We start from the raw sequence: 22380 nt of genomic DNA, 5'->3' as shown, positions 1-22380 counted from the left end.
TTGCGCGTTCAGCCCCCCGAATCTGCAGACTGTCGCAATTTCCCTCAGTCCGTCGCCGATGTCGTTAATATGCCGTCCTGACCAGTTCAACGATAAAATGACGGATTATTTAATCCTTCACCGAGTTTAAAGATGAATATCGAACAAGCCCGCTTCAACATGATCGAACAGCAAATCCGCCCATGGGACGTCCTGGAACTGGACGTGCTGGACCTGCTGAACGTGGTCAAGCGCGAGAACTTCGTTCCCGCCAGCCATAAAAACCTGGCCTTCGTCGACACGGAAATCCCGCTGGGCAACGGCTACACCATGCTCACGCCCAAGCTGGAAGCGCGCATCCTGCAGGACGTGCAGCTGAAAAAACACGAAAACGTGCTGGAAATCGGCACCGGCAGCGGCTACATGGCCGCGCTGCTGGCGCACAAGGGCCGCCACGTCACCACCGTCGAGATTTCGCCGGAACTGAAGGCGCAGGCCGAGCAGAACCTGGCCGCCGCCGGCATCACCAACGTCACCGTGGAGCTGGGCGACGGTTCGCAGGGCTGGGCCAATGGCGCGCCGTTCGACCTGATCGTGCTGTCGGGCTCGGTGCCGCTGCTGCCGGAAGCCTTCCTGCAGCAAGTGAAAGTAGGCGGCCGCGTGTTCGCCATCATCGGCGAAGCGCCTTCCATGTCGGGCGTGCTGGTGACCCGCACCTCGGACGGCTACGAGCAGAAGAAATTGTTTGAAACCGACGTCAAGCCGCTGCAAAACGCCGCCAAGCCGTCGCAGTTCACGTTCTAAACCGGACGGGAGCGCCGCATGCAACATATTACTGCGCTGGAACTGGCCGACTGGCTGGCCGACGAAGCGCGCCCCAGCCCGTTTCTGCTGGACGTGCGCGAGAACTGGGAATACGAGACCTGCCATATCGCCGGCTCGACCCTAATGCCGATGAATTCGATTCCGGCCCGCATCGACGACCTCGATGAGGACGCGGCCATCGTCTGCATCTGCCACCACGGGGCGCGCAGCATGCAGGTCGCTGCCTTCCTGGAGCGCAACGGTTTCGGCAAGATCACGAATTTGACGGGCGGCATCCATGCCTGGGCTGTGCAGGTCGACAGCGCCATGCCAAAATACTAATTGTTATGATTCCACGGAGAACGCAATGCAGAAACCCTTAATCGCCTTGCTGATCAGCAGCGCACTGTTGACCATCAACGCACAGGCGGCCGACCTCATCCAAGTGTACCAGCAGGCGCTCGCCAACGACGCCACGTATGCCAGCGCACGCGCTGCACTTGCTGCGGGTCAGGAAAGGACGACGCAAGGGCGTTCCCAGTTGCTGCCGGTTATAGGCCTGGGCGGTTCCAGCACCAAGATCACCGGCGACTTCGAAACCAAGTCCAGCGACGCGATCTTTGGCCCGGAAAGCGGCCCACGCGACAGTTCGCGCAACCAGTGGTCGCTGTCGCTGTCGCAGCCGCTGTTCCGCTGGGACCGCTGGGAATCCTACCAGCAGAGCAAGCTGTCGCAGGCCGTCAGCGAGACCGTGTTCGCACAGGCCCAGCAGGACCTGATCACGCGCGTGGCGCAGGCTTACTTCGACGTGCTGACGGCGCAGGACAATCTGTCCTCGACCCAGGCGCAGAAATCGGCCACCACCGAACAGCTGGCCTCGGCCAAGCGCAACTTCGAGGTGGGCACGCAGACCATCACCGACACGCACGAAGCGCAAGCGGCGTATGACCTGGTGGTGGCGCAGGAGTTCGCCGCCATCAACGACCTGGAAGTCAAGCGCAACGCGCTGCAGCAGATCATCGGCGCCGCGCCGGCCTCGCTGTCCACGCTGCGCAGCGGCGTGACCATCGCCGCGCCGCAGCCGGCCGCCATCGAGCCGTGGATCTCGTCGGCCGAGCAGCAGAACTACTCGGTGATGGGCGCGCAGCTGAACCTGGAGATCGCCAAGCGCGACATCAACCGCAACCGCGCCGGCCACCTGCCGACGCTGGACCTGGTGGCCAGCAAGGGCCGCGACAGCGTGACCGCCTCCGGCATCACAAAGACCAACAGCATCGGCGTGCAGTGGAACGTGCCGCTGTTTAACGGCTTTGCCGTGACCAGCAAGGTGCGCGAATCGATCGCGTTGGAAGACAAGGCGCGCAACGATCTGGAGGCGACGCGCCGCGCCGCCGCGCAGAACGCCCGCACCGCCTACCTGGGCATGAACAGCGGCTTGGCGCAGGTGCGCGCGCTGGAAGCGGCCGAGGTGTCGAGCAAGTCGGCGCTGGATTCGAACAAGCTGGGCTACCAGGTTGGCGTGCGCATCAACATCGACGTGCTGAACGCGCAGCGCCAGCTGTACTCGACCCAGCGCGACCTGTCCCGCGCCCGCTACGACACCATCATGAACGGCCTGCGCCTGAAAGCGGCGGCCGGCACACTGAAGGAAGCGGACCTGGTGCCGATCAATGAATTGCTGGTGAAGTAAAGGAACCGGGGCCAGTCCCCGGTTTTTTTTCGCCGCAGGGCCGCTTGCACGGCGGGTTACGCACGGCTGCGCCGCGCTAACCCGCCCTACGCAGTCGGCGGCAAATTTCTGGCGCATGCGTGGCGCCGTAACCCGCCAAGGTCACCGCAGGCCGCCGCCCTGGCCGTCGAACTGGCGCTCGATCAGTTCGATCTTGTAGCCGTCCGGATCGGTGACGAAGGCGATCACGGTGCTGCCGCCCTTGACCGGGCCGGGCTCGCGCGTGACGTTGCCGCCGTTGGCCTTGACCGCCGCGCAGGCGGCCACGATGTCGTCCGCCGAGATCGCCAGGTGGCCGTAGGCCGTGCCTTGCTCGTAGCTGTCCACGCCGTAGTTATAGGTCAGTTCCAGCTCGGCATGGTCCGGGTTGGAGCCGTAGCCGACGAAGGCCAGCGTGTACTTGTATTCGGGATTGTCGCTGGTGCGCAGCAGCGTCATGCCCAGCACCTTGGTGTAGAAGTCGATGGAGCGCTGCAGGTCGCCGACCCGCAGCATGGTGTGTAGTATGCGCATAAAAATCCTTCTTTGCCGGTTGGGTAAAGCAGGAATTTTATGCGCTTTGCTCAAATCCCGCTGGGGTTCAGGATTTATTGCCGGGGTTGTAGCCGCTGCTGCCCACGCTGCCACTGCTGCTGCCGATGTCGCCGCTCTGCATGGTGCTGGTGCCGGAGCCCATCACGCTGCCGGTCGAGCTGCGGTAGCCGGCGCCCGGCTGGGTGCCGTAGTAGCTGTGGATCTCGCTGCTGAATTCGGCGCTGGCCATGTCCGGCCAGTTGTCCTTGTCGAAGCCGGGGGCGCTTTCCAGGCGCTCCTTGCTCACGTCCAGGATGAAGCGCTTGTTCACGGTGTCCAGCTCCAGCGCCTGGAAGGGCACGGCGAACAGCTTGTTGCCCATGCCCAGGATGCCGCCGAAGGACAGCACCGCATACGCCACTTGCCCGGTCTGCATGTCGAGCATGAATTCCTTGATGTCGCCCAGATCCTCGTCCATGCGGTTGTACACGTCTTCACCCATCAGCGTGTCGGCCCCCATCAGGCGCGGGCCGGGGCCGGCGTCGGTGTCGCGGTAAATGCCAAAGGTGTCTCGGTCCAGATAGCTCATTGTCGTCTCCAGTGTGTAAGGCCGGCTGGGCTGCTCCGGCGGATTTGCCCGTTGTGCGCGCTCTTTCAGTTGCCCTTCGGCGTTACGCGCCAGATGATGTTGCCGACGTCGTCGGCCACCAGCAGCGCGCCGCTCTTGTCCACTGCTACGCCTACCGGACGGCCTTGCGCTTTGCCGTCCGCTGTCAGAAAGCCGCCCAGGAAATCCTGCGGCGGGCCGGATGGCTGGCCGTTGGCAAACGGCACGTACACCACCTTGTAGCCGCTGTGCGGCTTGCGGTTCCAGGAACCGTGCTGGCCGATGAAGGCGCCGTTGCGGTAGCTGGCCGGGAAGAGTTTGCCGTCGTAGAAGGCCAGGCCCAGCGAGGCGGTGTGGCCGCCCAGCGCGTAGTCCGGCGCGATGGCCTTGGCCACCAGTTCCGGCTTGGGCGGCTTGACGCGCGCGTCCACGTGCTGGCCGAAGTAGCTGTAGGGCCAGCCGTAGAAGGCGCCTTCCTTGACGGAGGTCAGGTAGTCGGGCACCAGGTCGTTGCCCAGTTCGTCGCGCTCGTTCACCACGGTCCACAACGCCTGCGATTGCGGCTGCCAGGCCATGCCGTTCGGATTGCGCAGGCCGGTGGCGTACAGCCTGGCCTTGTTGGTGGCCAGCTCCAGCTGCCAGATGGCGGCGCGGCCGTCCTCCTTGTCCATGCCGTTTTCCGCCACGTTGCTGTTCGAGCCCACCGTGGCGTACAGGTATTTGCCGTCCGCGCTGGCGATGATGTTCTTGGTCCAGTGGTGGTTCAGCGGGCCGCCCGGCAGGTCCATCACCTTGACGGGCGCGGCCGTGATTTCGGTCTGGCCTTCCTTGTAGGGGAACTTCACCACGGCGTCGGTATTCGCCACGTACAGGTCCTGGCCCACCAGCGCCACGCCGAAGGGCGAGTTCAGGTTTTTCAGGAACACGGTGCGCGTGGCGGCGGCGCCGTTCGCGTCCAGGCCGCGCAGCAGCGTGATGCGGTTGGCGGACGGTGTGACCGCGCCCGCCTTCTTCATCTGCGACTTCATGATCATGCCCTTGATGCCCTTGCCGTCCTCCGGCTTGGGCGGGGCGTTGGTCTCCACCACCAGCACGTCGCCGTTCGGCAGCACGTGCAGCCAGCGCGGATGGTCGAGGCCGCTGGCGTAGGCGTGCACCGTGAAGCCGGGCGCGGCGGCGGGCGTGGCGCCGTTAGGCCAGCGCGCCACCGGCGCCACATTGACGGTGGGCACCAGCGAACGCTCGGGCGCGGGCAGCGCCGGCTGCGGGCCGAAGCCGGGCGGATAGCTTTGCGCGTCGGCCGCGCCGGCCATCACCACCAGCGCGGCGACGGCAAAGGCGGTGGCCGCGAGCGCGGGGCGGATAGACGGGGCGGGAATCTGCGCAGCGGTGCGCGGTGGGACGGGTTGACGCATGGACTCCCTTTCGTGTGCGTGGTTGCTCGGTTGCGGCTTATCTGCGGCTGCCGGGCGCGGACCTGTCAGTCCCGCTTGCTGCCGGGTTGCGGTTCTGCCTTGCCGGGCGGACGCGGCTGGACTTTTTCCACGCCGCGTGCGCCGTGCAGGTCGGTGTCCACCAGGCCCTGCTCCAGGTCGCTGGCGGCTTGCCGAATGACGCTGCGGGCCGGCGGCGGGTGGCCTTCGGGCGACTCGTCGCGCTCGTGCGGCAGGCGCTTGCCGCCGTCGCTGTGCACGGGCACAGCCGTGTTGACCTGGCGGTCCTTGCTTTCGGTAACCATGTTCGGCCTCCCTTGTCAGCATCGAGTGGCCATCTTAGCGCCGTGGACGGTGCGCAGTCGCGCAATTGAACTTTATTGAAATAGTGCATCTTTGGCATGAACTCAGGTAACATTCCCGCTTGTGCCGCCTCCATAGAGAATCCAGCCGTGAAGCCCGAACTTGCCGACTCCCACGCAGCGCCCGCCAGCTGCCTGAACTGCAACGCCACCGTCAGCGGTAACTACTGCCACAACTGCGGCCAGGAAACGCGCACGCACGCGCCCAGCCTGGCCGAATTCGCGCATGAATTCATCGGCCATTACGTAGCGCTGGAGGGGAGACTGTGGGGCACGTTCACGCGCTTGCTGTTCCGCCCGGGCGCGCTGACCAATGAGTACCTGGCGGGACGCCGCAAGCGCTATGTGGAGCCGCTGCGGCTCTACCTGACGCTGAGCATCCTGTTTTTCGCGCTGCTGAAATTTACCCACACGGAAGTGATCAACCTGGGCGACGACCACCCGCAGGTGGAGGAGGCTGCCGAGCGCGCGCAGGCGGTGGGCAAGGAGCGCGGCAGCAAGATACTGTCCAAGGCCAAGGTAAAAGACAGCTACGGCACGGTGGTGGCGCTGGACGACGATATGCGCGCCAGGCTGCCGGGCCTGGCGGAACGGATCGACCATTTCGACAGCCTGCCCAGGGAGGCCAAGAGCAAGGCCTTGTCGGACGGCTTCTTCCACTACGGCCCTTACGCCATGTTCGCGCTGATGCCGCTGTTCGCGCTCTACCTGAAGATGCTCTATCTCGGTTCAGGGCGGCGCTACGGCGAGCATCTGCTGTTCGCGCTGCACGTGAGCTCGTTCGCCTTTGTGATGTTCGCCGCCATCAAGATCAGCGACCATTCCTTCCTCAACCTGGTGCTGCTGTGCTGGCTGGTGGGCTATCTGCCGTGGGCCATGAAGCGCGTGTACGGCGGCGGCAAGCTGGCCACCGTGGCGCGCTGGTCGGTGCTGATGCTGGCGCACGGCATTTCGCTGTCGCTGGCCATCGCGGGCGCCATGATGGCGGGCGCGGCCAGCGGGCACTGAGGCATTATTTGGCGGCGACGGCCGGTTGCCACAGCTCGACCTTGTTGCCGTCCGGGTCCATGAACCAGCCGAAGCGGCCGTAGTCGAAGGTCTGCGGATCGCCCACCAGTTCGGCGCCGCCGGCCACCACCTGGGCCAGGGCCTGGTCCAGGTCGTCCACCACCAGGTTGAACATGAACTCGCGCTTGGACGGCGCGAAGTAGCCGGTGGTGTCCTTGAAGGGGCTGAACACGGTGCTGCCGCCCGCCGGCATGGCGGTGGGCGCGAAGGAGGCGTAGTCGCCGGACTCGGCGGGGAAGCCCAGGTGGGCCTGGTACCACGCCATCAGCGCCTGCGGATTGCGCGATCTGAAAAAGATGCCGCCCACGCCCAGTACTTTTGCCATGCCATTCTCCTGTAGGTTAGCTGCCTGCGCTTGCGCTCCGCCGTTCGCCGATTTATACTGTGTGCATATACAGTATATGAGCGCGTGCTGATGCATGGCAGAAGGCTGCATTATCGGTTACTCTGACTAGTGTTGCTACCCCCAATCAAGACCGAGAGATCTATGCCCGCCAAGCACGCCTTATTCAACACCATCGCCCTGGTCGTCCGACAGAACACGGCCGGCATCGAAGCCCCCGTGCGCAGCCTGCTGGCTTTTCTGAAGGAGGGCGGCCACAGCGTGGTGCTGGAGGCGGAAACGGCGGCTCACCTGGGCATGGCGGACCTGCCGGCCATGACGCCGGACCAGATCGGCCAGCACGCCAGCGCCGCCATCGTGATGGGCGGCGACGGCACCATGCTGGGCCTGGCGCGCCAGCTGGCGCCCTATGACGTGCCGCTGATCGGCATCAACCAGGGCCGGCTCGGCTTCATGACCGATATCGCGCTCGAGGGCATGCTGCCGGTGCTGGCGCAGATGCTGGCCGGCAGCTACCAGGCCGAACGGCGCACCCTGCTGGAAGGCAGCGTGCGGCGCGACGGCAAGGAAATCCATGTGGGCCTGGCCGTCAACGACGTGGTGGTGTCGCGCGGCGCCGGCGCCGGCATGGCCGAGCTGCGCGTGGACGTGGACGGCCACTTCATGTACAACCAGCGTTCGGACGGCCTGATCATCTCCACGCCCACCGGCTCCACCGCCTACGCGCTGTCGGCCGGCGGCCCGCTGCTGCATCCCACGCTGGGCGGCATCGTGCTGGTGCCCATCGCGCCGCATGCGCTGTCGAACCGCCCCATCGTGCTGCCCGACTCCAGCGCCATCCAGATTGAAATCGTGCGCGGGCGCGACATCACCGTCAATTTCGACATGCAGACCTTCGCCAGCCTGCAGGCGCAGGACCGCATCGTCATCAAGCGTTCGCCGCACGCCATCACCTTCCTGCATCCGGAAGGCTGGAGCTACTACAACACCCTGCGCGAAAAGCTGCACTGGAACGAATACCCGTCCGGCGACGGGAAACTGGTCTAACCCTTACTCCGCTCACCTCCGCACTTGCCTATGCTTCGTACTCTGTCTATCCGCGACTTCGTCATCGTCGACACCATCGAACTGGAATTTTCCGCAGGCTTCACAGTGTTCACCGGCGAAACCGGCGCCGGCAAATCCATCCTTATCGACGCGCTGACGCTGGCGCTGGGCGGCCGCGGCGACGCCAGTGTGGTGCGCGAAGGCGCGCCCAAGGCCGACATCACGGCCGACTTCGCCGTCACGCCGCAGGCGGCCGAGTGGCTGGCCGCCAACGAGTTCGCGGCCGACGAGGGCGGTGCGCTGCTGCGCCGCGTGATCGACAACGCGGGCCGCTCCAAGGCCTACATCAACGGCGTGGCCGCCACCGCCGCGCAGCTGCGCGAGCTGGGCGACATGCTGGTGGACATCCACGGCCAGCACGCCCACCAGTCGCTGCTGAAGGCGGACGCGCAGCGCGAGCTGCTGGACAGCCAGTCCACCATCAAGGACGCCGAGGCGGCCGCCCAGCTGAAGGCCGTGGCCGCCGCCCACAAGGCCTGGCGCGCGCTGGCCAGGCAGCTGGAGGAATACGAAAGCAACGCCGCCAACCTGGCCTACGAGCGCGAGCGCCTGGAGTGGCAGGTGGGCGAGCTGGACAAGCTGGCCGCCAAGCCCGGCGAGTGGCAGGACATCTCCAACGAGCACAGCCGCCTGTCGCACGCCGCCAGCCTGCTGGAAGGCGCGCAGGAAACACTTGCCGCCATTTCCGAATCGGAAGACCAGCCGATTGTGTCGCAGCTCGGTTCGCTGAGCCAGAAGCTGGGCAAGCTGGCCGGCATCGACGCCGAGCTGCAGCCCACGGTGGACCTGATCGAATCGGCCCGCATCCAGCTGCAGGAAGCGGTGTACGCGCTGAACACCTATCTGGACCGGGTGGAGCTGGACCCGGAGCGCCTGCGCCAGGTGGACGCGCGCATGGAGGCGCTGCACTCGGCGGCGCGCAAATTCCGCGTGGCGCCGGACGACCTGCCGGACGAGCACGCCCAGCTGTCGGCCAAGCTGCGCCAGCTGGCCGACGCCAGCGACCTGGACGGCCTGCGCCAGCAGGAGGCCAAGCTGAAAGCGGCGTATATGGACGTGGCGCGCCAGCTGTCCGCCACCCGCGCCGCCGCCGCCCGGGGACTGGCCACGGCCGTCACGCAGGCCATGCAGGAACTGAACATGACGGGCGGCGCGTTCGACATCGCGCTCAACCCCTGCGAGCCGGGCGCGCGCGGCCTTGAACAGGTGGAATTCCTGGTGGCCGGCCACGCCGGCGTGGCGCCGCGGCCGCTGGCCAAGGTGGCCTCGGGCGGCGAGCTGGCGCGCATCGCGCTGGCCATTTCCGTCATCACCTCCAACGCCACCACCACGCCCACGCTGATTTTCGACGAGGTCGACAGCGGCATCGGCGGCGGCGTGGCCGAAGTGGTGGGGCGGCTGCTCAAGCGCCTGGGCCAGGCGCGCCAGGTGCTGTGCGTGACCCACTTGCCGCAGGTGGCCAGCCAGGCCAGCCAGCACTTCCAGGTGGCCAAGGGCACGCTGGACAACGGCAAGACCGCCTCCCGCATCGACGTGCTCGACAGCAAAGCGCGGGTGGAGGAAGTGGCGCGCATGCTGGGCGGCCTGGAAATCACCGCCACCACGCGCAAGCATGCGCGCGAGCTGCTGGCCTCCTAGCGCGGCTTTGCGCTCGTTTGCGTTTCCTCAACGCGGGGAGGGCGGCGCCGCAGTAGCATGGAAGAGCCGGGCATGCGCTTGGGCGCGCGGCAATCCATTGCGGAGGTGGCGCATGACTACGCCGGTCAAGATGCAGTTCGCATTCCAGGGCGGCGGCGCGCGCATCGCCGCGCTGTTGGCGGTTGCCGAGGCCATCCAGGATTTCAAGGCCGACCATAAAATCGAAGTGACCCAGGTGGCCGGCACCTCGGCCGGCGCCATCGTCGCCAGCTTTGTCGCGGCGGGCATTTCCGCGCAGTCCATCATGGCCGAACTGCGCGCAGGCAAAGGCGCGCAGCTGATGCGCGGCATGACCATGCCGGGCAAGCTGGCCGCCGCCTACTGCCTGCTGGTGAAAAGCAAATCGCTGCGCGACACGGCCGGCCTGCGCGGCTGGCTGAACGACAAATTCGCCCAGAAGAAGCTGGCCAAGGTGGGCGACGTCGAGCGCAGGGGCGTGCGCCTGAAAATCACCAAGACCGACCTGGGCAGCCGCGACACGGTGCTGGCCCAGCCGGGCGAAACGCTGGCCGACGCCCTGGTCGATTCCTGCGCGCTGCCCTTCTTTTTCCGGATCTGGGCCGGCAGCACGGCGCCCACGGTGGTGGACGGCGGCATCTCCAACAATCTGCCGGCCAAGCTGCTGACGGTGTCCGATCCCGCCTACGGTGAAATGCTGGCCATCACTTTTGCCGAGGCCGCCACCGGCCGGCCCGACGGCTTCCTGAGCTTTTCCGCCAGCCTGCTCGATTCCGCCATGGCCTCCACCATTGCGCTGACCAAGGAGGCCTTCAAGGGCCACCTGATCGAGGTGCAGACCTCGCTGACCACCTTCAGCTTCGAGCAGGCGCTGGCGCCCGAATTCGAGGCGGAGTACGAGCGCATCAAGGAGGACACGGCGCGGCAGCTGCAGGAGCACATCAACCGCATCACGCTGGCCCGGCGGCGCGCGGTTACCAATCCCTGGAAGGAAACCAATCCCACCGCCGTGCGCATGATGCGCGACGTGGGCGAGCTCTACTACAAGCTGCGCGGCGGCCTGCTGCTCTACGACAGCTGCCGCCTCACCGTCTACACCAACGGCGGCCGGCCGGTGGGCGACCAGCACGCCGGCGCACCGGACCTGGTGCAGTTCCACCTGCAGATCCGCACCGGCGCCGCAGCGCTGCACTGCCTGAGCATAGGGCTGACCGAGCAGTCCGACGAGGCCGCGTTTTCCAGCGAAACGGCGCGCTGCACGGTCACTGGCCCCGGCGGCGAGCGGCCCGACTTCCTGCAGCTGGCCATGCAGCGCGCGCCGCGCGAGGCGGGCAATGGCGACCGCGAGCTGTGCCTGTTCTTCACGCCCGCGCTGCCGGCCGGAAGCGGGCCGTACAGCATCGACTTCCAGGAGAACGGCACGGATCTGATGATAGAGCTGTTCAAGACGCACGCGGACGCGATCGGCTTTTACCCGCAGCGCGCCGACGGCGTGGTGGGCCGCGTGTTCCCCAATATGCGCGGCTGGGGCATGGCGCTGGACAACGCCAGGTCCGCCTGGAGCGTTGCCGTGCACCACTTGCATTGACAGGCCGCGCGTTCCGGCCTACCTTAGTCACATACACGCAGCGGAGTACACACCATGAAAATCATTCTGAAAGTTTGAGGATGCCAACTAATCTATAATGGCGCTTCGATTCCGTCATTGCAGATTCATGGCCTTCCTTAAAGAACCCCCTTACACCCACGGCAGCACCGGCGGCAGCGCCGTGGTGCTGGTGAATCTTGGCACGCCGGACGCGCCCACGCGCTCGGCTGTGCGGCGCTATCTGAAGCAATTCCTGTCCGATCCGCGCGTGGTCGAGATTCCGCGCCTGGTGTGGTGGTTTATTCTCAACCTCATCATCCTGCCATTCCGCTCCGGCAAATCGGCCAGGAAGTACGCGTCGATCTGGACCCGCGAAGGCTCCCCCCTCAAGGTCAACACCCAGCAGCAGGCCCTGCTGCTGCGCGCCGCGCTGGGCGAGCGCGGCCACGGCAACGTCACCGTGGCCATGGCCATGCGCTACGGTTCGCCGTCCCTGCCGGATGTGCTGGCGCGCCTGAAGGCGGACGGCTGCGAACGCGTGGCCATCCTGCCCGCCTATCCGCAATATTCCGGCACCACCACCGGCTCCATCTACGACGCGGTGTTCGCCCATTACAAGCAGATCCGCAACGTGCCCGAGCTGCGCTTTGTGCGCAACTACCACGACCACGAAGGCTATATCGAGGCGCTGCAGGCGTCCATCCTGGCGCACTGGGACGCGCACGGCCGCCCGGACAAGCTGGTGCTGAGCTTCCACGGCGTGCCCAAGCGCACCCTGCTGCTGGGCGACCCCTACCACTGCGAATGCCTGAAAACCGCGCGCCTGCTGGCCGCCAAGCTGAAGCTGGCGCCGGAGCAGTATGTGGTCACCTTCCAGTCCCGTTTCGGCAAGGCCGAGTGGCTGCAGCCCTACACCGCGCCCACCGTGCAGCAACTGGCGCGCGACGGCGCGCGCCGCGTGGACGTGATCTGCCCCGGTTTCACCAGCGACTGCCTGGAAACCCTGGAAGAAATCGCAATGGAGGTGCGGCATGACTTCATGGCGGCGGGCGGCAAGGAATTCCACTATATTCCTTGCCTGAACGACACGCCTGCATGGATAGCCGCGATGGCCGAGATCGCCGAGCAGCACATGATAGGCTGGCCGACCATGATGGCGCAGCCGCAGCGCGATGCGCTCAAAAAAGCCGGCGAAACCGCCCGCGCGGCGGCCCTCAAGCTTGGTGCGGAAAACTGACAGTCGGTGGGCGAGGGCTGTCCACGTGACAATCAGCACTTGCCGGTGGTGAGTGCCAGCCTGTTACAATACCCGGTCTTCGGGCGGCAAAACTATCGTAATAACTCGGAATAGCAGATCCAGGCGACGGCCAGAAGGATGTAGGCCACGACGGAGGCTGCGATGAGTGGCAACTTCATGATGCGCTCCAGTACGCTGAGCGACGGCGGCGCCGTCTTCATTACATAGTAGCTGTTGCGGTGCAAAAAAATATATCTCTTGTGAGGCAGTTTGTAACGGCGCAGTTACATATCGAACAACGCCGCGCCTATACCCCTTGAAAAGATAGGTTATAGCCCCACTTGCTGCCCGTGCCGTACCGAGTCACGTCTAACATACGATTTGTAGGAGTCTTTCAGATGCAAGATCAGGAAAATCAAGCAGTCCCTAATCCCGAGGCGGAAGCAGCGCCAGCGCAGCCATCGACTCCCGCCGACGCCGGCGCGCCTTCGCTCGAAGAGCAGCTGGCCAGCACCGAGGCCCGCCTGGCCGAGATGCACGACGCCTTTATGCGCGCCAAAGCCGACGGCGAGAACATCCGCCGCCGCGCCCAGGAAGACGTTGCAAAAGCGCACAAGTTTGCGGTCGAGAGCTTCGCCGAGGCCATGGTGCCGGTGAAGGACAGCCTGGAAATGGCGCTGAAAGTGGAATCGCCGTCGCTGGACTCGCTGAAGGAAGGCGTGGAAATGACGCTGAAACAGCTCAATTCCGCCTTCGAGAAGAACCGCCTGCTGGAAATCATGCCGGTGCAGGGCGAGAAGCTGGACCCGAACAAGCATCAGGCCGTGGCCGTGGTGCCCGCCGAGCAGGAAGCCAACACCGTGGTGTCCGTGCTGCAAAAGGGTTACATGATCGCCGACCGCCTGCTGCGTCCGGCCATCGTGACGGCCGCGCAAGCGAAGTAAAGCGTTTCGCGCAAGCACTTGAAATCACACAGCATTTCCCACATATAAGCAGCATCTGAAACTTAGAACACAAGGAAAATAAATCATGGGCAAAATCATCGGTATCGACCTGGGAACCACCAACTCCTGCGTTTCGGTCATGGAAAACGGTCAACCCAAGGTCATTGAAAACGCGGAAGGCGCGCGCACCACGCCTTCGATCATCGCTTATCAGGAAGACGGCGAGATCCTGGTTGGCGCGACTGCGAAGCGCCAGGCGGTCACCAATCCTAAAAACACCCTGTACGCGGTGAAGCGCCTGATCGGCCGCAAGTTCGAAGAAAAAGAAGTGCAGAAGGACATCGCGCTGATGCCTTACCAGATCACCAAAGCCGACAACGGCGATGCGTGGATCGGCGTGCGCGACAAGAAACTGGCTCCGCCGCAGATCTCGGCTGAAGTGCTGCGCAAAATGAAGAAAACGGCGGAAGACTACCTCGGTGAAGAAGTCACCGAAGCCGTGATCACCGTGCCAGCGTACTTCAACGACTCGCAGCGCCAGGCGACCAAGGACGCCGGCCGCATCGCCGGTCTGGACGTCAAGCGCATCATCAACGAACCAACCGCAGCCGCACTGGCTTTCGGCCTGGACAAGACCGACAAGGGCGACCGCAAGATCGCCGTGTACGACTTGGGCGGCGGTACCTTCGACGTGTCCATCATTGAAATCGCGGACGTGGACGGCGAGAAGCAGTTCGAAGTGCTGTCGACCAACGGCGACACCTTCCTGGGCGGCGAAGACTTCGACCAGCGCGTGATCGACTACATCATCGACGAGTTCAAGAAGATCAACGGCCTGGACCTGAAAAAAGATCCGATCGCCCTGCAGCGCATCAAGGCTTCGGCCGAGCGCGCGAAGATCGAACTGTCGTCCTCGCAGCAGACCGAGATCAACGAGCCCTACATCGCCATGGCGAACGGCGCGCCGGTCCACCTGACCCTGAAGATGACCCGCGCCAAGCTGGAATCGCTGGTGGAAGAGCTGATCAACGCCACCATCGAGCCATGCCGCACCGCCATCAAGGATGCAGGCGTGAAAGTGTCGGACATCGACGACATCATCCTGGTCGGCGGCATGACCCGTATGCCTAAAGTGCAGGAAAAGGTCAAGGAGTTCTTCGGCAAGGATCCACGCAAGGACGTGAACCCGGACGAAGCCGTGGCCGTCGGTGCCGCGATCCAGGGTTCCGTGCTGTCGGGCGACCGCAAGGACCTGCTGCTGCTGGACGTGACCCCGCTGTCGCTGGGTATCGAAACCCTGGGCGGCGTGATGACCAAGATGATCCACAAGAACACCACGATTCCGACCAAGTTCTCGCAAGTGTTCTCGACCGCCGACGACAACCAGCCTGCCGTGACCATCAAGGTCTACCAGGGCGAGCGTGAAATCGCGGCCGGCAACAAGGGCCTGGGCGAATTCAACCTGGAAGGCATCCCGCCGGCATCGCGCGGCACGCCGCAGATTGAAGTGACCTTCGACATCGACGCCAACGGCATTCTGCACGTGGGCGCCAAGGACAAGGCCACCGGCAAAGAAAACAAGATCACCATCAAGGCGAACTCGGGCCTGACCGAGGACGAGATCCAGAAGATGGTGAAGGACGCCGAGCTGAACGCGGAAGAAGACAAGAAGGTCAAGGAACTGGCCGAGTCGCGCAACCAGGCCGACGCGCTGGTGCACTCCACCCGCAAGTCGCTGACCGAATACGGCGACAAGCTGGAAGCGGGCGAGAAAGAGAAGATCGAAGCGGCCATCACCGATCTGGAAGGCTCGATCAAGGCCGGCGACAAGGCCGACATCGACGCCAAAGTGGCGGCGCTGTCGACCGCTTCGCAGAAGCTGGGCGAGAAGATGTACGCTGACATGCAGGCCCAGCAAGGCGCTGCCGGCGCCGAAGGCGGCCAGCAGGCAGGCGGCCAGCAGGAAGCCAAGCCGCAGCAGGACGACGTGGTGGACGCCGACTTCAAGGAAGTCAAAGACAGCAAGTAAGAGTCCACCGGCTGCGGCCGCAAGACTGACGCCGAGCCGTGCATCCCTGCAAAGGGGCCGGCTCGGCTTTTTCGCATAATCAGTACCAGTAAAGAGCAAGGTGCCTAGAACATGGCAAAGCGTGATTTTTACGAGATCCTCGGGGTCGCCAAGAATGCGTCCGAAGACGAGATCAAGAAGTCCTATCGCAAGCTGGCGATGAAATACCATCCGGACCGCAATCCGGACAGCAAGGAATCGGAAGAGAAATTCAAGGAGGTCAAAGAGGCCTACGAGATGCTCACCAATCCGGAAAAACGCGAAGCGTATGACCGCTACGGCCATGCGGGCGTGGACCCGAACATGGGCGGCGGAGGCGGCGGCGGTTTCGGCGCGGGCGGCTTCGGCGATGCCTTCGGCGACATCTTCGGCGACATTTTCGGCGGCGGCGGCCGTGGCCGCAGCGCCGGTCCGCAGGTCTACCGCGGCGCCGACTTGCGCTACAACCTGGAAATCACGCTGGAGCAGGCCGCGCACGGCTTCGACACCACCATCCGCGTGCCGTCCTGGGACAAGTGCGACACCTGCCACGGTTCCGGCGCCAAGCCGGGCACGTCGCCGGTGACGTGCTCGACCTGCGGCGGCCACGGCCAGGTGCGCATGCAGCAGGGCTTCTTCAGCATCCAGCAGACCTGCCCGAAATGCCACGGCACCGGCAAGATCATCACCGATCCATGCTCGCCTTGCGGCGGCGCGGGCCGCATCAAGCGCAACAAGACGCTGGAAGTGAAGATCCCGGTCGGCATCGACAACGGCATGCGCATCCGCTCGTCGGGCAACGGCGAGCCGGGCACCAACGGCGGGCCGCCGGGCGACCTGTATGTGGAAATCCACATCAAGCAGCACGCGGTGTTCCAGCGCGAGGGCGACGACCTGCATTGCGAAATGCCGATCTCGTTTGCGCGCGCGGCCCTGGGCGGCGAAATCGAAGTGCCTACACTGTCGGGCAAGGTGTCGTTCACCATTCCGGAAGGCACCCAGTCGGGCAAGACCTTCCGCCTGAAGGGCAAGGGCATCAAGGGCGTGCGTTCCGGCTATCCGGGCGACCTGTTCTGCCACGTGGCGGTGGAAACGCCGGTCAAGCTGACCGACAAGCAGAAGGAACTGCTGCGCGAATTCGACCGTGCCACGGTCGAGGGCGGCTCCAAGCACAGCCCGCAAAGCAAGACCTGGCGCGACAAGGTGAAGGACTTCTTCGAATAAGCGTCATAGCGCGTTGGAGATGATGCGCCGCAGCAAATCAGGTAAGATAGCAACATCCCGGACCGCCCCTTGCCAACCCGGCAAACGGGCGGTCTTCGCACGTATGAGAGGACATATGAGTGAACTAACCGTAAGCGACAACGTCAGCGTTTCCCCATTGGCGGACCTGCTGGTCAACAACCGTGCCTGGGCCGATTCCATGGTTCAGCGCGACCCCGAATTCTTCAAGCGCCTGGAGCAGCAGGCCTCGCCGGAATACCTGTGGATAGGCTGCTCCGACAGCCGCGTGCCCGCCAATGAGCTGCTGGGCCTGGCGCCGGGCGACGTCTTCGTCCACCGCAACATCGCCAACGTGGTGGTGCACTCGGACCTGAACTGCCTGTCGGTGCTGCAGTTCGCCATTGAAGTGCTGAAGGTCAAGCACGTGATCGTCGTCGGCCACTATGGCTGCAAGGGCGTGCACGCGGCCATGACCGGCACCCGCGTCGGCCTGGTCGACAACTGGCTGCGCCATGTGCAGGACGTGCACCAGAAGCACGAGCGCTACCTGGGCGACGTGCTGCCGCAGGGCCAGCGCGCCGAGCGCATGTGCGAACTGAACGTGGTGGAGCAGGTGGTCAACGTCTGCCAGACCACCATCGTGCAGGACGCCTGGGACCGCGGCCAGCCGCTGACCGTGCATGGCTGGGTCTACGGCCTGAAGGACGGCCACCTGCATGACCTGGAGATGACCGTCAGCGCCGGCCACGAACTGGCCGCCTGCATCAAGAACCGCCTGGAAAAGTACGCCGCGATCGCGTAAGCACTGCGCCGGCGCGTCCGCCAGGCCAGGCCCCGCTCCCATCTACAGGGGCGGCGCCTGGCCATTTTTACGCCTGTCCCGGTCTTGACCCGCTGTTCTACCGAGCGCACCGCCGGAGTGCGATATACTGTTTATTTATACAGTATCGAGGCCGGCAATGGAGCTCACCGACAAGCTTGAAATCCTGGCGGACGCGGCGAAATACGACGCGTCCTGCGCCAGCAGCGGCGCGCCCAAGCGCAACTCCATCGGCAAGGACGGCCTCGGCGCCAGCACCGGCATGGGCATATGCCACAGCTATACGCCGGACGGGCGCTGCGTCTCGCTGCTGAAAATCCTGCTCACCAATTTCTGCGTCTACGACTGCCAGTACTGCGTCAACCGCCGCACTTCCAATGTGCCGCGCGCCCGCTTCACGGTGCAGGAAGTGGTCAAGCTCACGGTCGACTTCTACCTGCGCAACTACATCGACGGCCTGTTCCTCAGCAGCGGCATTATCCAGTCGGCCGACTACACCATGGAGCAGCTGGTCGCCATCGCCCGCGAGCTGCGCGAAACGCACCAGTTCCGTGGCTACATCCACCTGAAAACCATCCCCGACGCCGATCCCGCCCTGATCGCCGCCGCCGGCCTGTATGCGGACCGGCTCAGCGTGAATATCGAGCTGCCCTCGCAGGCCAGCATCGCGCGTTTGGCGCCGGAGAAGAACGTCCACACCATCAAGCTCGCCATGGGCGCCATCCGGCTGCGGCTGGACGAAAAGGCCGAAGAACCGAAAGCCCCCGCCTTCGCTCCGGCCGGGCAGAGCACGCAAATGATAGTCGGCGCCGACGCCAGCGACGACAAGCACATCCTCGGCACCGCCGAAACCCTGTACAGCAGCTACAAGCTCAAGCGCGTGTACTATTCCGCTTTCAGCCCGATACCGGACAGCCCGAAAAGCGTGCCGCTGGCGCCTCCGCCCATGCAGCGCGAACACCGGCTGTACCAGGCCGACTTCCTGCTGCGCAGCTACGGCTTCCAGGTCAGCGAACTGCTGCCCGGCGACGGCAACCTGGCCCTGGACATCGACCCCAAGCTGGCCTGGGCGCTGGCCAACCGCGAGCATTTCCCCATGGACCTGAACCGCGCCGACGCCGGCATGATCGCGCGCGTGCCGGGCATAGGCCTGCGCAACGCGCAGCGCATAGTCGAGCTGCGGCGCATGCGGCGGGTGCGCTACGCCGACCTGTCGCGCCTGCGCTGCAGCATGAAGAAGGTCGCCCCCTTCATCATCGTGGCGGACTACGCGCCCGCGCGCGACACCACCCCGTCCGAGACACTGCGCCGCGCCATGTCCGACGCCCCGCAACAGATGAATCTGTGGCCCGAACTGCAGGCGGGCTGATGGACGAGCCGTGCGAGCTGGTCGCCGTCGCGGACTTCGACGGCTGGCGCGCGGCGGCGCGGGATCTGATCGTGCGCCGCGTGCCGCCCGGCTCCGTACAATGGATGGCGCCGGGCGGCGGCGGCGACCTGTTCGCCAGCGCATCGCCTGAGTTCCCGCCATCTGTGCCCGGCCCGGCCGCCGCACCGCTTCCCGCCCTGCGCGTGCCGCGCGAGTTGATGGCGCTATTGCAAACCGCATCCTGCTACCGCGCCGGGGACCGCTGGGCTTTCCTGTACAAAGTCCTGTGGCGCTGGCAGCAGGGGCAGCAGGAGGTCATGTCGATGGCGGACGAAGACGGCAACCGCTTGCAAACCATGGCTCGCGCTGTGCGCCGCGAAGAGCACGACATGCACGCCTACCTGCGCTTCCGCGAACGCCCGGCGGGCGAGGGCGCGCCGCGCTTCGTGGCCTGGTTCGAGCCCGCGCACGACGTGCTGCCGCAAGTGGCGCAGCACTTCGCGGACCGCATGGGCCGCGCCACCTGGCTGATCGCCACGCCGGACGCCACCGTGGTGTGGGACGGCGCCGCGCTGCACGCCACCGGCGCGCTCGCCCGTAGCGCCGCCGATATCGAGGATGCGGGCGAAGCGCTATGGCTCACCTACTACCGCAGCATCTTCAATCCCGCCCGCCTGAATCCGGACGTCATGCACAGCCACGTCCGCGCGCGCTTCTGGAAGAACATGCCCGAAGCCGCGCTGGTGCCGGAGATGGTGTCGCAAGCTGCCGCCGGCGCGCGCCGCGTGGGCCAGGCCAGCGCCGTGGGCCGCCGCAGCGGCACGACGATTCCGATCGCGCCCGAGAAAGCCCAGCCGGAGCGCCAGCAGCCGCACACGCTGGATGAGTGCCGCCGCTGCGAGCTGTGGGAGCACGCCACGCAAGCGGTGCCGGGCGAGGGCGACAGGAAAGCGCGCATCATGCTGGTCGGCGAACAGCCGGGCGACCAGGAAGATCTGCAAGGCCATCCCTTCGTCGGCCCCGCTGGAGCGCTGCTCGATAGCGCGCTGGCGCAGGCCGGTGTAAAGCGAGACAGCGTCTACATCACCAACGCGGTCAAGCACTTCAAATGGGAGCCGCGCGGCAAGCGCCGCCTGCACAAGACCCCGGCGCAGAAAGAGATACTGGCCTGCCGCTATTGGCTGGAGGGAGAGCTGGAGCAGGTGGCGCCGCAAGTGGTGGTGGCGCTCGGCAGCACCGCGCTGAAAGCCGTGCTGGAAGACAGCTACGCCGCGCTGAAAGACTACATGGACGCGCCGATGCAGCACGCTGGGCGCTGGATCATCGCCACCTACCATCCCGCGTACATCCTGCGCGTCCCCGGCGCAGCAGAAAAAGCCCGCGCCCTCGCCGCCATGGTGGAGGCGCTGCGCACCGCGCAGGCGCTGGCGGAGCATGGCGGGTTACGCGCTCCGCGCTAACCCGCCCTACGGCGTATCTGAGGTATCGACGGTATTCTTTGCATCCGTAGGGCGGGTTAGCAGCGCAGCTGCGTAACCCGCCAACCGCAGGCGCGCGAAAACCGCATATGAATAGCCGATAAGCTTCGTTTTCTTCATGAAGGGAGCGGCATAGACTGGGCGCATATTCAATGCAAGGACCAGCCCCATGTCTGCCGTTCTCAGTCCCGCCCGGACTTTCGATATCAAGGTGTTCGACGCCCCGCTGGGCGCGGAGGTGACGGATTTCGACCTGTCCCAGCCCTTAAGCAACCGCGATTTCCAGCGCCTGCACCGCGCGCACCTGGACCACCACGTGCTGGTGTTCCGCGACCAGCGCATCACGCCCCAGCAGCAGGTGGCGTTCAGCCGCCGCTTCGGCCCCCTGCAAATCCACGTGCTGCGCAATTTCCAGCTGGCCGAGGCGCCCGAGGTACTGATCATCTCCAACATCATCGAGAACGGCCAGCCCACCGGCCTGGGCGACGCCGGCCATTTTTGGCATTCCGACCTGTCGTACAAGGACAAGCCCAGCCTGGGCTCCATGCTGCACGCGCAGGAGCTGCCGGAGGAGGGCGGCGACACGCTGTTCGCCAATATGCACCTGGCCTATGAAACCCTGCCGGTGGCGCTGCGCCGCGCGGTGCAGGGGCTGCGCGCGGAGCACAGCTACTTGGCGCAGTACGAGGAGCTGCGCCGCCGCAATCCCTTCCGCCCGCCACTGACGCAGGCGCAAATCGACGAAGTGAAGCCGGTGCTGCAGCCTGTGGTGCGCGTGCACCCGGAAACCGGCCGCCGCGCGCTCTTCGTCAGCGAGCATTTCACCACGCGCATCGCCGGCCTGCCGGAGGACGAGAGCAAGGCGCTGCTGGCGGAACTTTTTGCGCACAGCGTCAAGCCCGAACACATCTACCGCCACCAATGGCGCCCCCACGACATGGTGTTCTGGGACAACCGCTCGCTGATGCACCTGGCGGCCGGCTGTCCGCCGCAGATGCGCCGCAAGCTTTATCGCACCACCATCGAAGGCGACGTCCCTTTCTGAACCCATTCCGGAGCAAGCATGAGCAAACTGAAATTCATCGCCGCAGCCATTGCTGCCGCCACGCTGGGCCTGAGCGCGCAGGCGCAGGCCGAAGGACGCATCCGCATCGCCGAGCAGTTCGGCGTCACCTATCTGCTGCTGAACATTGCGCAGGACCAGAAGCTGATCGAAAAACACGGCAAGCAGCAGGGCATCGACATCGTGGTCGAGCGCACCCAGCTCTCCGGCGGCCCCGCCATCAATGACGCGCTGCTGTCCGGGAACATCGATATCGCCAGCGCGGGAGTCGGCCCGCTGCTGACGATATGGGACCGCACCAGCGGCAAGCAGAACGTGAAGGGCGTGGCCTCGCTGGGCAACTTCCCCTACTACCTGGTCAGCAACAACCCCAAGGTGAAGACGATAGCCGACTTCACCGAGAAGGACCGCATCGGCTTGCCGGCGGCGGGCGTGTCGGTGCAGTCGCGCATTCTGCAGATGGCGGTGGCCAAGCAGTGGGGCGACAAGGAATTCAGCCGCCTGGACAAGCTCACGCAAACGCTGCCGCATCCGGACGCCGCCGCAGCGGTGATCGCGGGCGGCACGGAGATCAACGCGCACTTCGGCAATTCGCCTTACCAGGAGCAGGAGCTGGCGCAAAATCCGAACGCGCGCATCGTGCTCAATTCCTATGATGTGCTGGGCGGCCCAAGCTCGTCGACGGTGCTGTACGCCACCGAGAAGTACCGCAACGAGAATCCCAAGACCTACCGCGCCTTCACCGCCGCGCTGGCGGAGGCGGCGCAGTTCGCAACGGCCAATCCCGAGGGCGCGGCGGACGCGTATCTGCGCGTGAGCAAGAGCAAAGTGGATCGCGCTTTGCTGCTCAAGATTATCAAGAACCCGCAGGTGCAGTTCAAGGTGGCGCCGCAGAACACCTACGGGCTGGCGCAGTTCCTGCACCGCGTGGGCGTGCTGAAGAACCAGCCTGCGAGCTGGCGCGTTTACTTCTTTGACGACCCGGCCATCGGCCAGGGCGGATAGGACA

Annotated in this window: 21 protein-coding genes; 16 read left to right on the top strand and 5 right to left on the bottom strand. The window is 65.1% G+C overall.

Annotation, left to right across the window (positions count from 1 at the left end):
- Positions 1 to 132 precede the first annotated feature (132 nt).
- Genes GTP77_RS04140 through GTP77_RS04130 form a run of 3 tightly spaced genes read left to right on the top strand, consistent with a single transcriptional unit; the run spans position 133 to position 2473 of the window.
- On the top strand, positions 133 to 783 hold the full coding sequence (locus GTP77_RS04140; protein ID WP_161070911.1) for a protein-L-isoaspartate O-methyltransferase family protein: 651 nt from the start codon (positions 133 to 135) through the stop codon (positions 781 to 783).
- Positions 784 to 801: 18 nt separating this feature from the next.
- On the top strand, positions 802 to 1125 hold the full coding sequence (locus GTP77_RS04135; RefSeq protein WP_161070910.1) for a rhodanese-like domain-containing protein: 324 nt from the start codon (positions 802 to 804) through the stop codon (positions 1123 to 1125).
- A gap of 25 nt (positions 1126 to 1150) precedes the next feature.
- A complete protein-coding gene (locus GTP77_RS04130) occupies positions 1151 to 2473 on the top strand; it encodes a TolC family outer membrane protein (RefSeq protein ID WP_161070909.1) in 1323 nt (440 codons plus the stop codon).
- Between the two features lie 141 nt (positions 2474 to 2614).
- Here the strand turns inward: GTP77_RS04130 and gloA are convergent, their stop codons facing one another.
- The 4 genes from gloA to GTP77_RS04110 form a co-directional block, all read right to left on the bottom strand.
- The gene (gene gloA, locus GTP77_RS04125) at positions 2615 to 3025 is read right to left on the bottom strand and encodes a lactoylglutathione lyase (protein WP_161070908.1); all 411 of its coding nucleotides are present in this window, start codon (positions 3023 to 3025) and stop codon (positions 2615 to 2617) included.
- A gap of 67 nt (positions 3026 to 3092) precedes the next feature.
- Entirely contained in the window at positions 3093 to 3614 is a 522-nt protein-coding gene (locus tag GTP77_RS04120; RefSeq protein WP_161070907.1) for a PRC-barrel domain-containing protein, read from the bottom strand.
- Positions 3615 to 3679: 65 nt separating this feature from the next.
- Positions 3680 to 4945, bottom strand: coding sequence for a PQQ-dependent sugar dehydrogenase (locus GTP77_RS04115; protein WP_228896790.1), 1266 nt, complete (start codon positions 4943 to 4945; stop codon positions 3680 to 3682).
- Between the two features lie 167 nt (positions 4946 to 5112).
- The gene (locus tag GTP77_RS04110) at positions 5113 to 5370 is read right to left on the bottom strand and encodes a hypothetical protein (RefSeq protein ID WP_161070905.1); all 258 of its coding nucleotides are present in this window, start codon (positions 5368 to 5370) and stop codon (positions 5113 to 5115) included.
- Between the two features lie 147 nt (positions 5371 to 5517).
- Between GTP77_RS04110 and GTP77_RS04105 the strand changes: the two genes are divergently transcribed.
- On the top strand, positions 5518 to 6435 hold the full coding sequence (locus GTP77_RS04105) for a DUF3667 domain-containing protein (RefSeq protein WP_228893929.1): 918 nt from the start codon (positions 5518 to 5520) through the stop codon (positions 6433 to 6435).
- Between the two features lie 4 nt (positions 6436 to 6439).
- On the opposite strand, the gene GTP77_RS04100 is transcribed toward GTP77_RS04105, so the two are convergent.
- Positions 6440 to 6820 carry a VOC family protein gene (locus tag GTP77_RS04100; RefSeq protein ID WP_161070903.1) on the bottom strand — a complete coding sequence of 127 codons (381 nt, stop codon included), beginning with the start codon at positions 6818 to 6820 and terminating at the stop codon, positions 6440 to 6442.
- 162 nt (positions 6821 to 6982) lie between these two features.
- On the opposite strand from GTP77_RS04100, the gene GTP77_RS04095 reads away from it, so the two are divergent.
- From GTP77_RS04095 to GTP77_RS04040, 12 genes are all read left to right on the top strand, one after another.
- Entirely contained in the window at positions 6983 to 7885 is a 903-nt protein-coding gene (locus tag GTP77_RS04095; protein ID WP_161070902.1) for an NAD kinase, read from the top strand.
- Positions 7886 to 7915: 30 nt separating this feature from the next.
- Positions 7916 to 9583 (top strand): DNA repair protein RecN, encoded by a 1668-nt coding sequence (recN, locus tag GTP77_RS04090; protein WP_161070901.1) that lies wholly within the window; start codon positions 7916 to 7918, stop codon positions 9581 to 9583.
- Positions 9584 to 9695: 112 nt separating this feature from the next.
- The gene (locus tag GTP77_RS04085) at positions 9696 to 11189 is read left to right on the top strand and encodes a patatin-like phospholipase family protein (protein WP_161070900.1); all 1494 of its coding nucleotides are present in this window, start codon (positions 9696 to 9698) and stop codon (positions 11187 to 11189) included.
- A 127-nt stretch (positions 11190 to 11316) separates the two neighbouring features.
- Positions 11317 to 12426 carry a ferrochelatase gene (hemH, locus tag GTP77_RS04080; protein WP_161070899.1) on the top strand — a complete coding sequence of 370 codons (1110 nt, stop codon included), beginning with the start codon at positions 11317 to 11319 and terminating at the stop codon, positions 12424 to 12426.
- A gap of 398 nt (positions 12427 to 12824) precedes the next feature.
- Positions 12825 to 13370, top strand: a complete 546-nt coding sequence (grpE, locus tag GTP77_RS04075) for a nucleotide exchange factor GrpE (RefSeq protein ID WP_161070898.1) — start codon at positions 12825 to 12827, stop codon at positions 13368 to 13370.
- An 85-nt stretch (positions 13371 to 13455) separates the two neighbouring features.
- A complete protein-coding gene (gene dnaK / locus GTP77_RS04070) occupies positions 13456 to 15399 on the top strand; it encodes a molecular chaperone DnaK (RefSeq protein ID WP_161070897.1) in 1944 nt (647 codons plus the stop codon).
- Between the two features lie 111 nt (positions 15400 to 15510).
- Positions 15511 to 16641, top strand: coding sequence for a molecular chaperone DnaJ (gene dnaJ, locus GTP77_RS04065; protein ID WP_161070896.1), 1131 nt, complete (start codon positions 15511 to 15513; stop codon positions 16639 to 16641).
- A gap of 115 nt (positions 16642 to 16756) precedes the next feature.
- Complete coding sequence (gene can / locus GTP77_RS04060; protein ID WP_161070895.1) at positions 16757 to 17443, top strand: carbonate dehydratase; 687 nt, start codon at positions 16757 to 16759, stop codon at positions 17441 to 17443.
- 157 nt (positions 17444 to 17600) lie between these two features.
- Complete coding sequence (locus GTP77_RS04055; RefSeq protein WP_161070894.1) at positions 17601 to 18830, top strand: putative DNA modification/repair radical SAM protein; 1230 nt, start codon at positions 17601 to 17603, stop codon at positions 18828 to 18830.
- Entirely contained in the window at positions 18830 to 20290 is a 1461-nt protein-coding gene (locus GTP77_RS04050) for a UdgX family uracil-DNA binding protein (RefSeq protein ID WP_161070893.1), read from the top strand. The genes GTP77_RS04055 and GTP77_RS04050 overlap by 1 nt, the downstream gene beginning before the upstream one ends.
- A gap of 187 nt (positions 20291 to 20477) precedes the next feature.
- Positions 20478 to 21353: a TauD/TfdA dioxygenase family protein gene (locus GTP77_RS04045; RefSeq protein WP_161070892.1), complete on the top strand. Its 876-nt coding sequence runs from the start codon at positions 20478 to 20480 to the stop codon at positions 21351 to 21353.
- An 18-nt stretch (positions 21354 to 21371) separates the two neighbouring features.
- On the top strand, positions 21372 to 22376 hold the full coding sequence (locus GTP77_RS04040) for an ABC transporter substrate-binding protein (protein ID WP_161070891.1): 1005 nt from the start codon (positions 21372 to 21374) through the stop codon (positions 22374 to 22376).
- Positions 22377 to 22380: the final 4 nt, after the last annotated feature.

Origin of the sequence: Pseudoduganella aquatica, assembly GCF_009857595.1 — a bacterium.
Classification (GTDB): domain Bacteria; phylum Pseudomonadota; class Gammaproteobacteria; order Burkholderiales; family Burkholderiaceae_D; genus Rugamonas; species Rugamonas aquatica_A.
The sequence above is the reverse complement of the archived record's forward strand: the minus strand, read 5'-3'. Positions and strand labels throughout refer to the sequence as shown.

Coding starts and splice junctions, on each gene's coding strand:
- dnaK (WP_161070897.1), top strand. CDS start 13,456: ATGGGCAAAATCATCGGTATCGACCTGGGAACCACCAACTCCTGCGTT.
- GTP77_RS04055 (WP_161070894.1), top strand. CDS start 17,601: ATGGAGCTCACCGACAAGCTTGAAATCCTGGCGGACGCGGCGAAATAC.
- grpE (WP_161070898.1), top strand. CDS start 12,825: ATGCAAGATCAGGAAAATCAAGCAGTCCCTAATCCCGAGGCGGAAGCA.
- GTP77_RS04040 (WP_161070891.1), top strand. CDS start 21,372: ATGAGCAAACTGAAATTCATCGCCGCAGCCATTGCTGCCGCCACGCTG.
- can (WP_161070895.1), top strand. CDS start 16,757: ATGAGTGAACTAACCGTAAGCGACAACGTCAGCGTTTCCCCATTGGCG.
- GTP77_RS04110 (WP_161070905.1), bottom strand. CDS start 5,370: ATGGTTACCGAAAGCAAGGACCGCCAGGTCAACACGGCTGTGCCCGTG.
- GTP77_RS04135 (WP_161070910.1), top strand. CDS start 802: ATGCAACATATTACTGCGCTGGAACTGGCCGACTGGCTGGCCGACGAA.
- GTP77_RS04095 (WP_161070902.1), top strand. CDS start 6,983: ATGCCCGCCAAGCACGCCTTATTCAACACCATCGCCCTGGTCGTCCGA.
- GTP77_RS04045 (WP_161070892.1), top strand. CDS start 20,478: ATGTCTGCCGTTCTCAGTCCCGCCCGGACTTTCGATATCAAGGTGTTC.
- GTP77_RS04115 (WP_228896790.1), bottom strand. CDS start 4,945: ATGGCCGGCGCGGCCGACGCGCAAAGCTATCCGCCCGGCTTCGGCCCG.
- recN (WP_161070901.1), top strand. CDS start 7,916: ATGCTTCGTACTCTGTCTATCCGCGACTTCGTCATCGTCGACACCATC.
- GTP77_RS04100 (WP_161070903.1), bottom strand. CDS start 6,820: ATGGCAAAAGTACTGGGCGTGGGCGGCATCTTTTTCAGATCGCGCAAT.
- hemH (WP_161070899.1), top strand. CDS start 11,317: ATGGCCTTCCTTAAAGAACCCCCTTACACCCACGGCAGCACCGGCGGC.
- GTP77_RS04050 (WP_161070893.1), top strand. CDS start 18,830: ATGGACGAGCCGTGCGAGCTGGTCGCCGTCGCGGACTTCGACGGCTGG.
- GTP77_RS04120 (WP_161070907.1), bottom strand. CDS start 3,614: ATGAGCTATCTGGACCGAGACACCTTTGGCATTTACCGCGACACCGAC.
- GTP77_RS04085 (WP_161070900.1), top strand. CDS start 9,696: ATGACTACGCCGGTCAAGATGCAGTTCGCATTCCAGGGCGGCGGCGCG.
- GTP77_RS04140 (WP_161070911.1), top strand. CDS start 133: ATGAATATCGAACAAGCCCGCTTCAACATGATCGAACAGCAAATCCGC.
- GTP77_RS04130 (WP_161070909.1), top strand. CDS start 1,151: ATGCAGAAACCCTTAATCGCCTTGCTGATCAGCAGCGCACTGTTGACC.
- gloA (WP_161070908.1), bottom strand. CDS start 3,025: ATGCGCATACTACACACCATGCTGCGGGTCGGCGACCTGCAGCGCTCC.
- dnaJ (WP_161070896.1), top strand. CDS start 15,511: ATGGCAAAGCGTGATTTTTACGAGATCCTCGGGGTCGCCAAGAATGCG.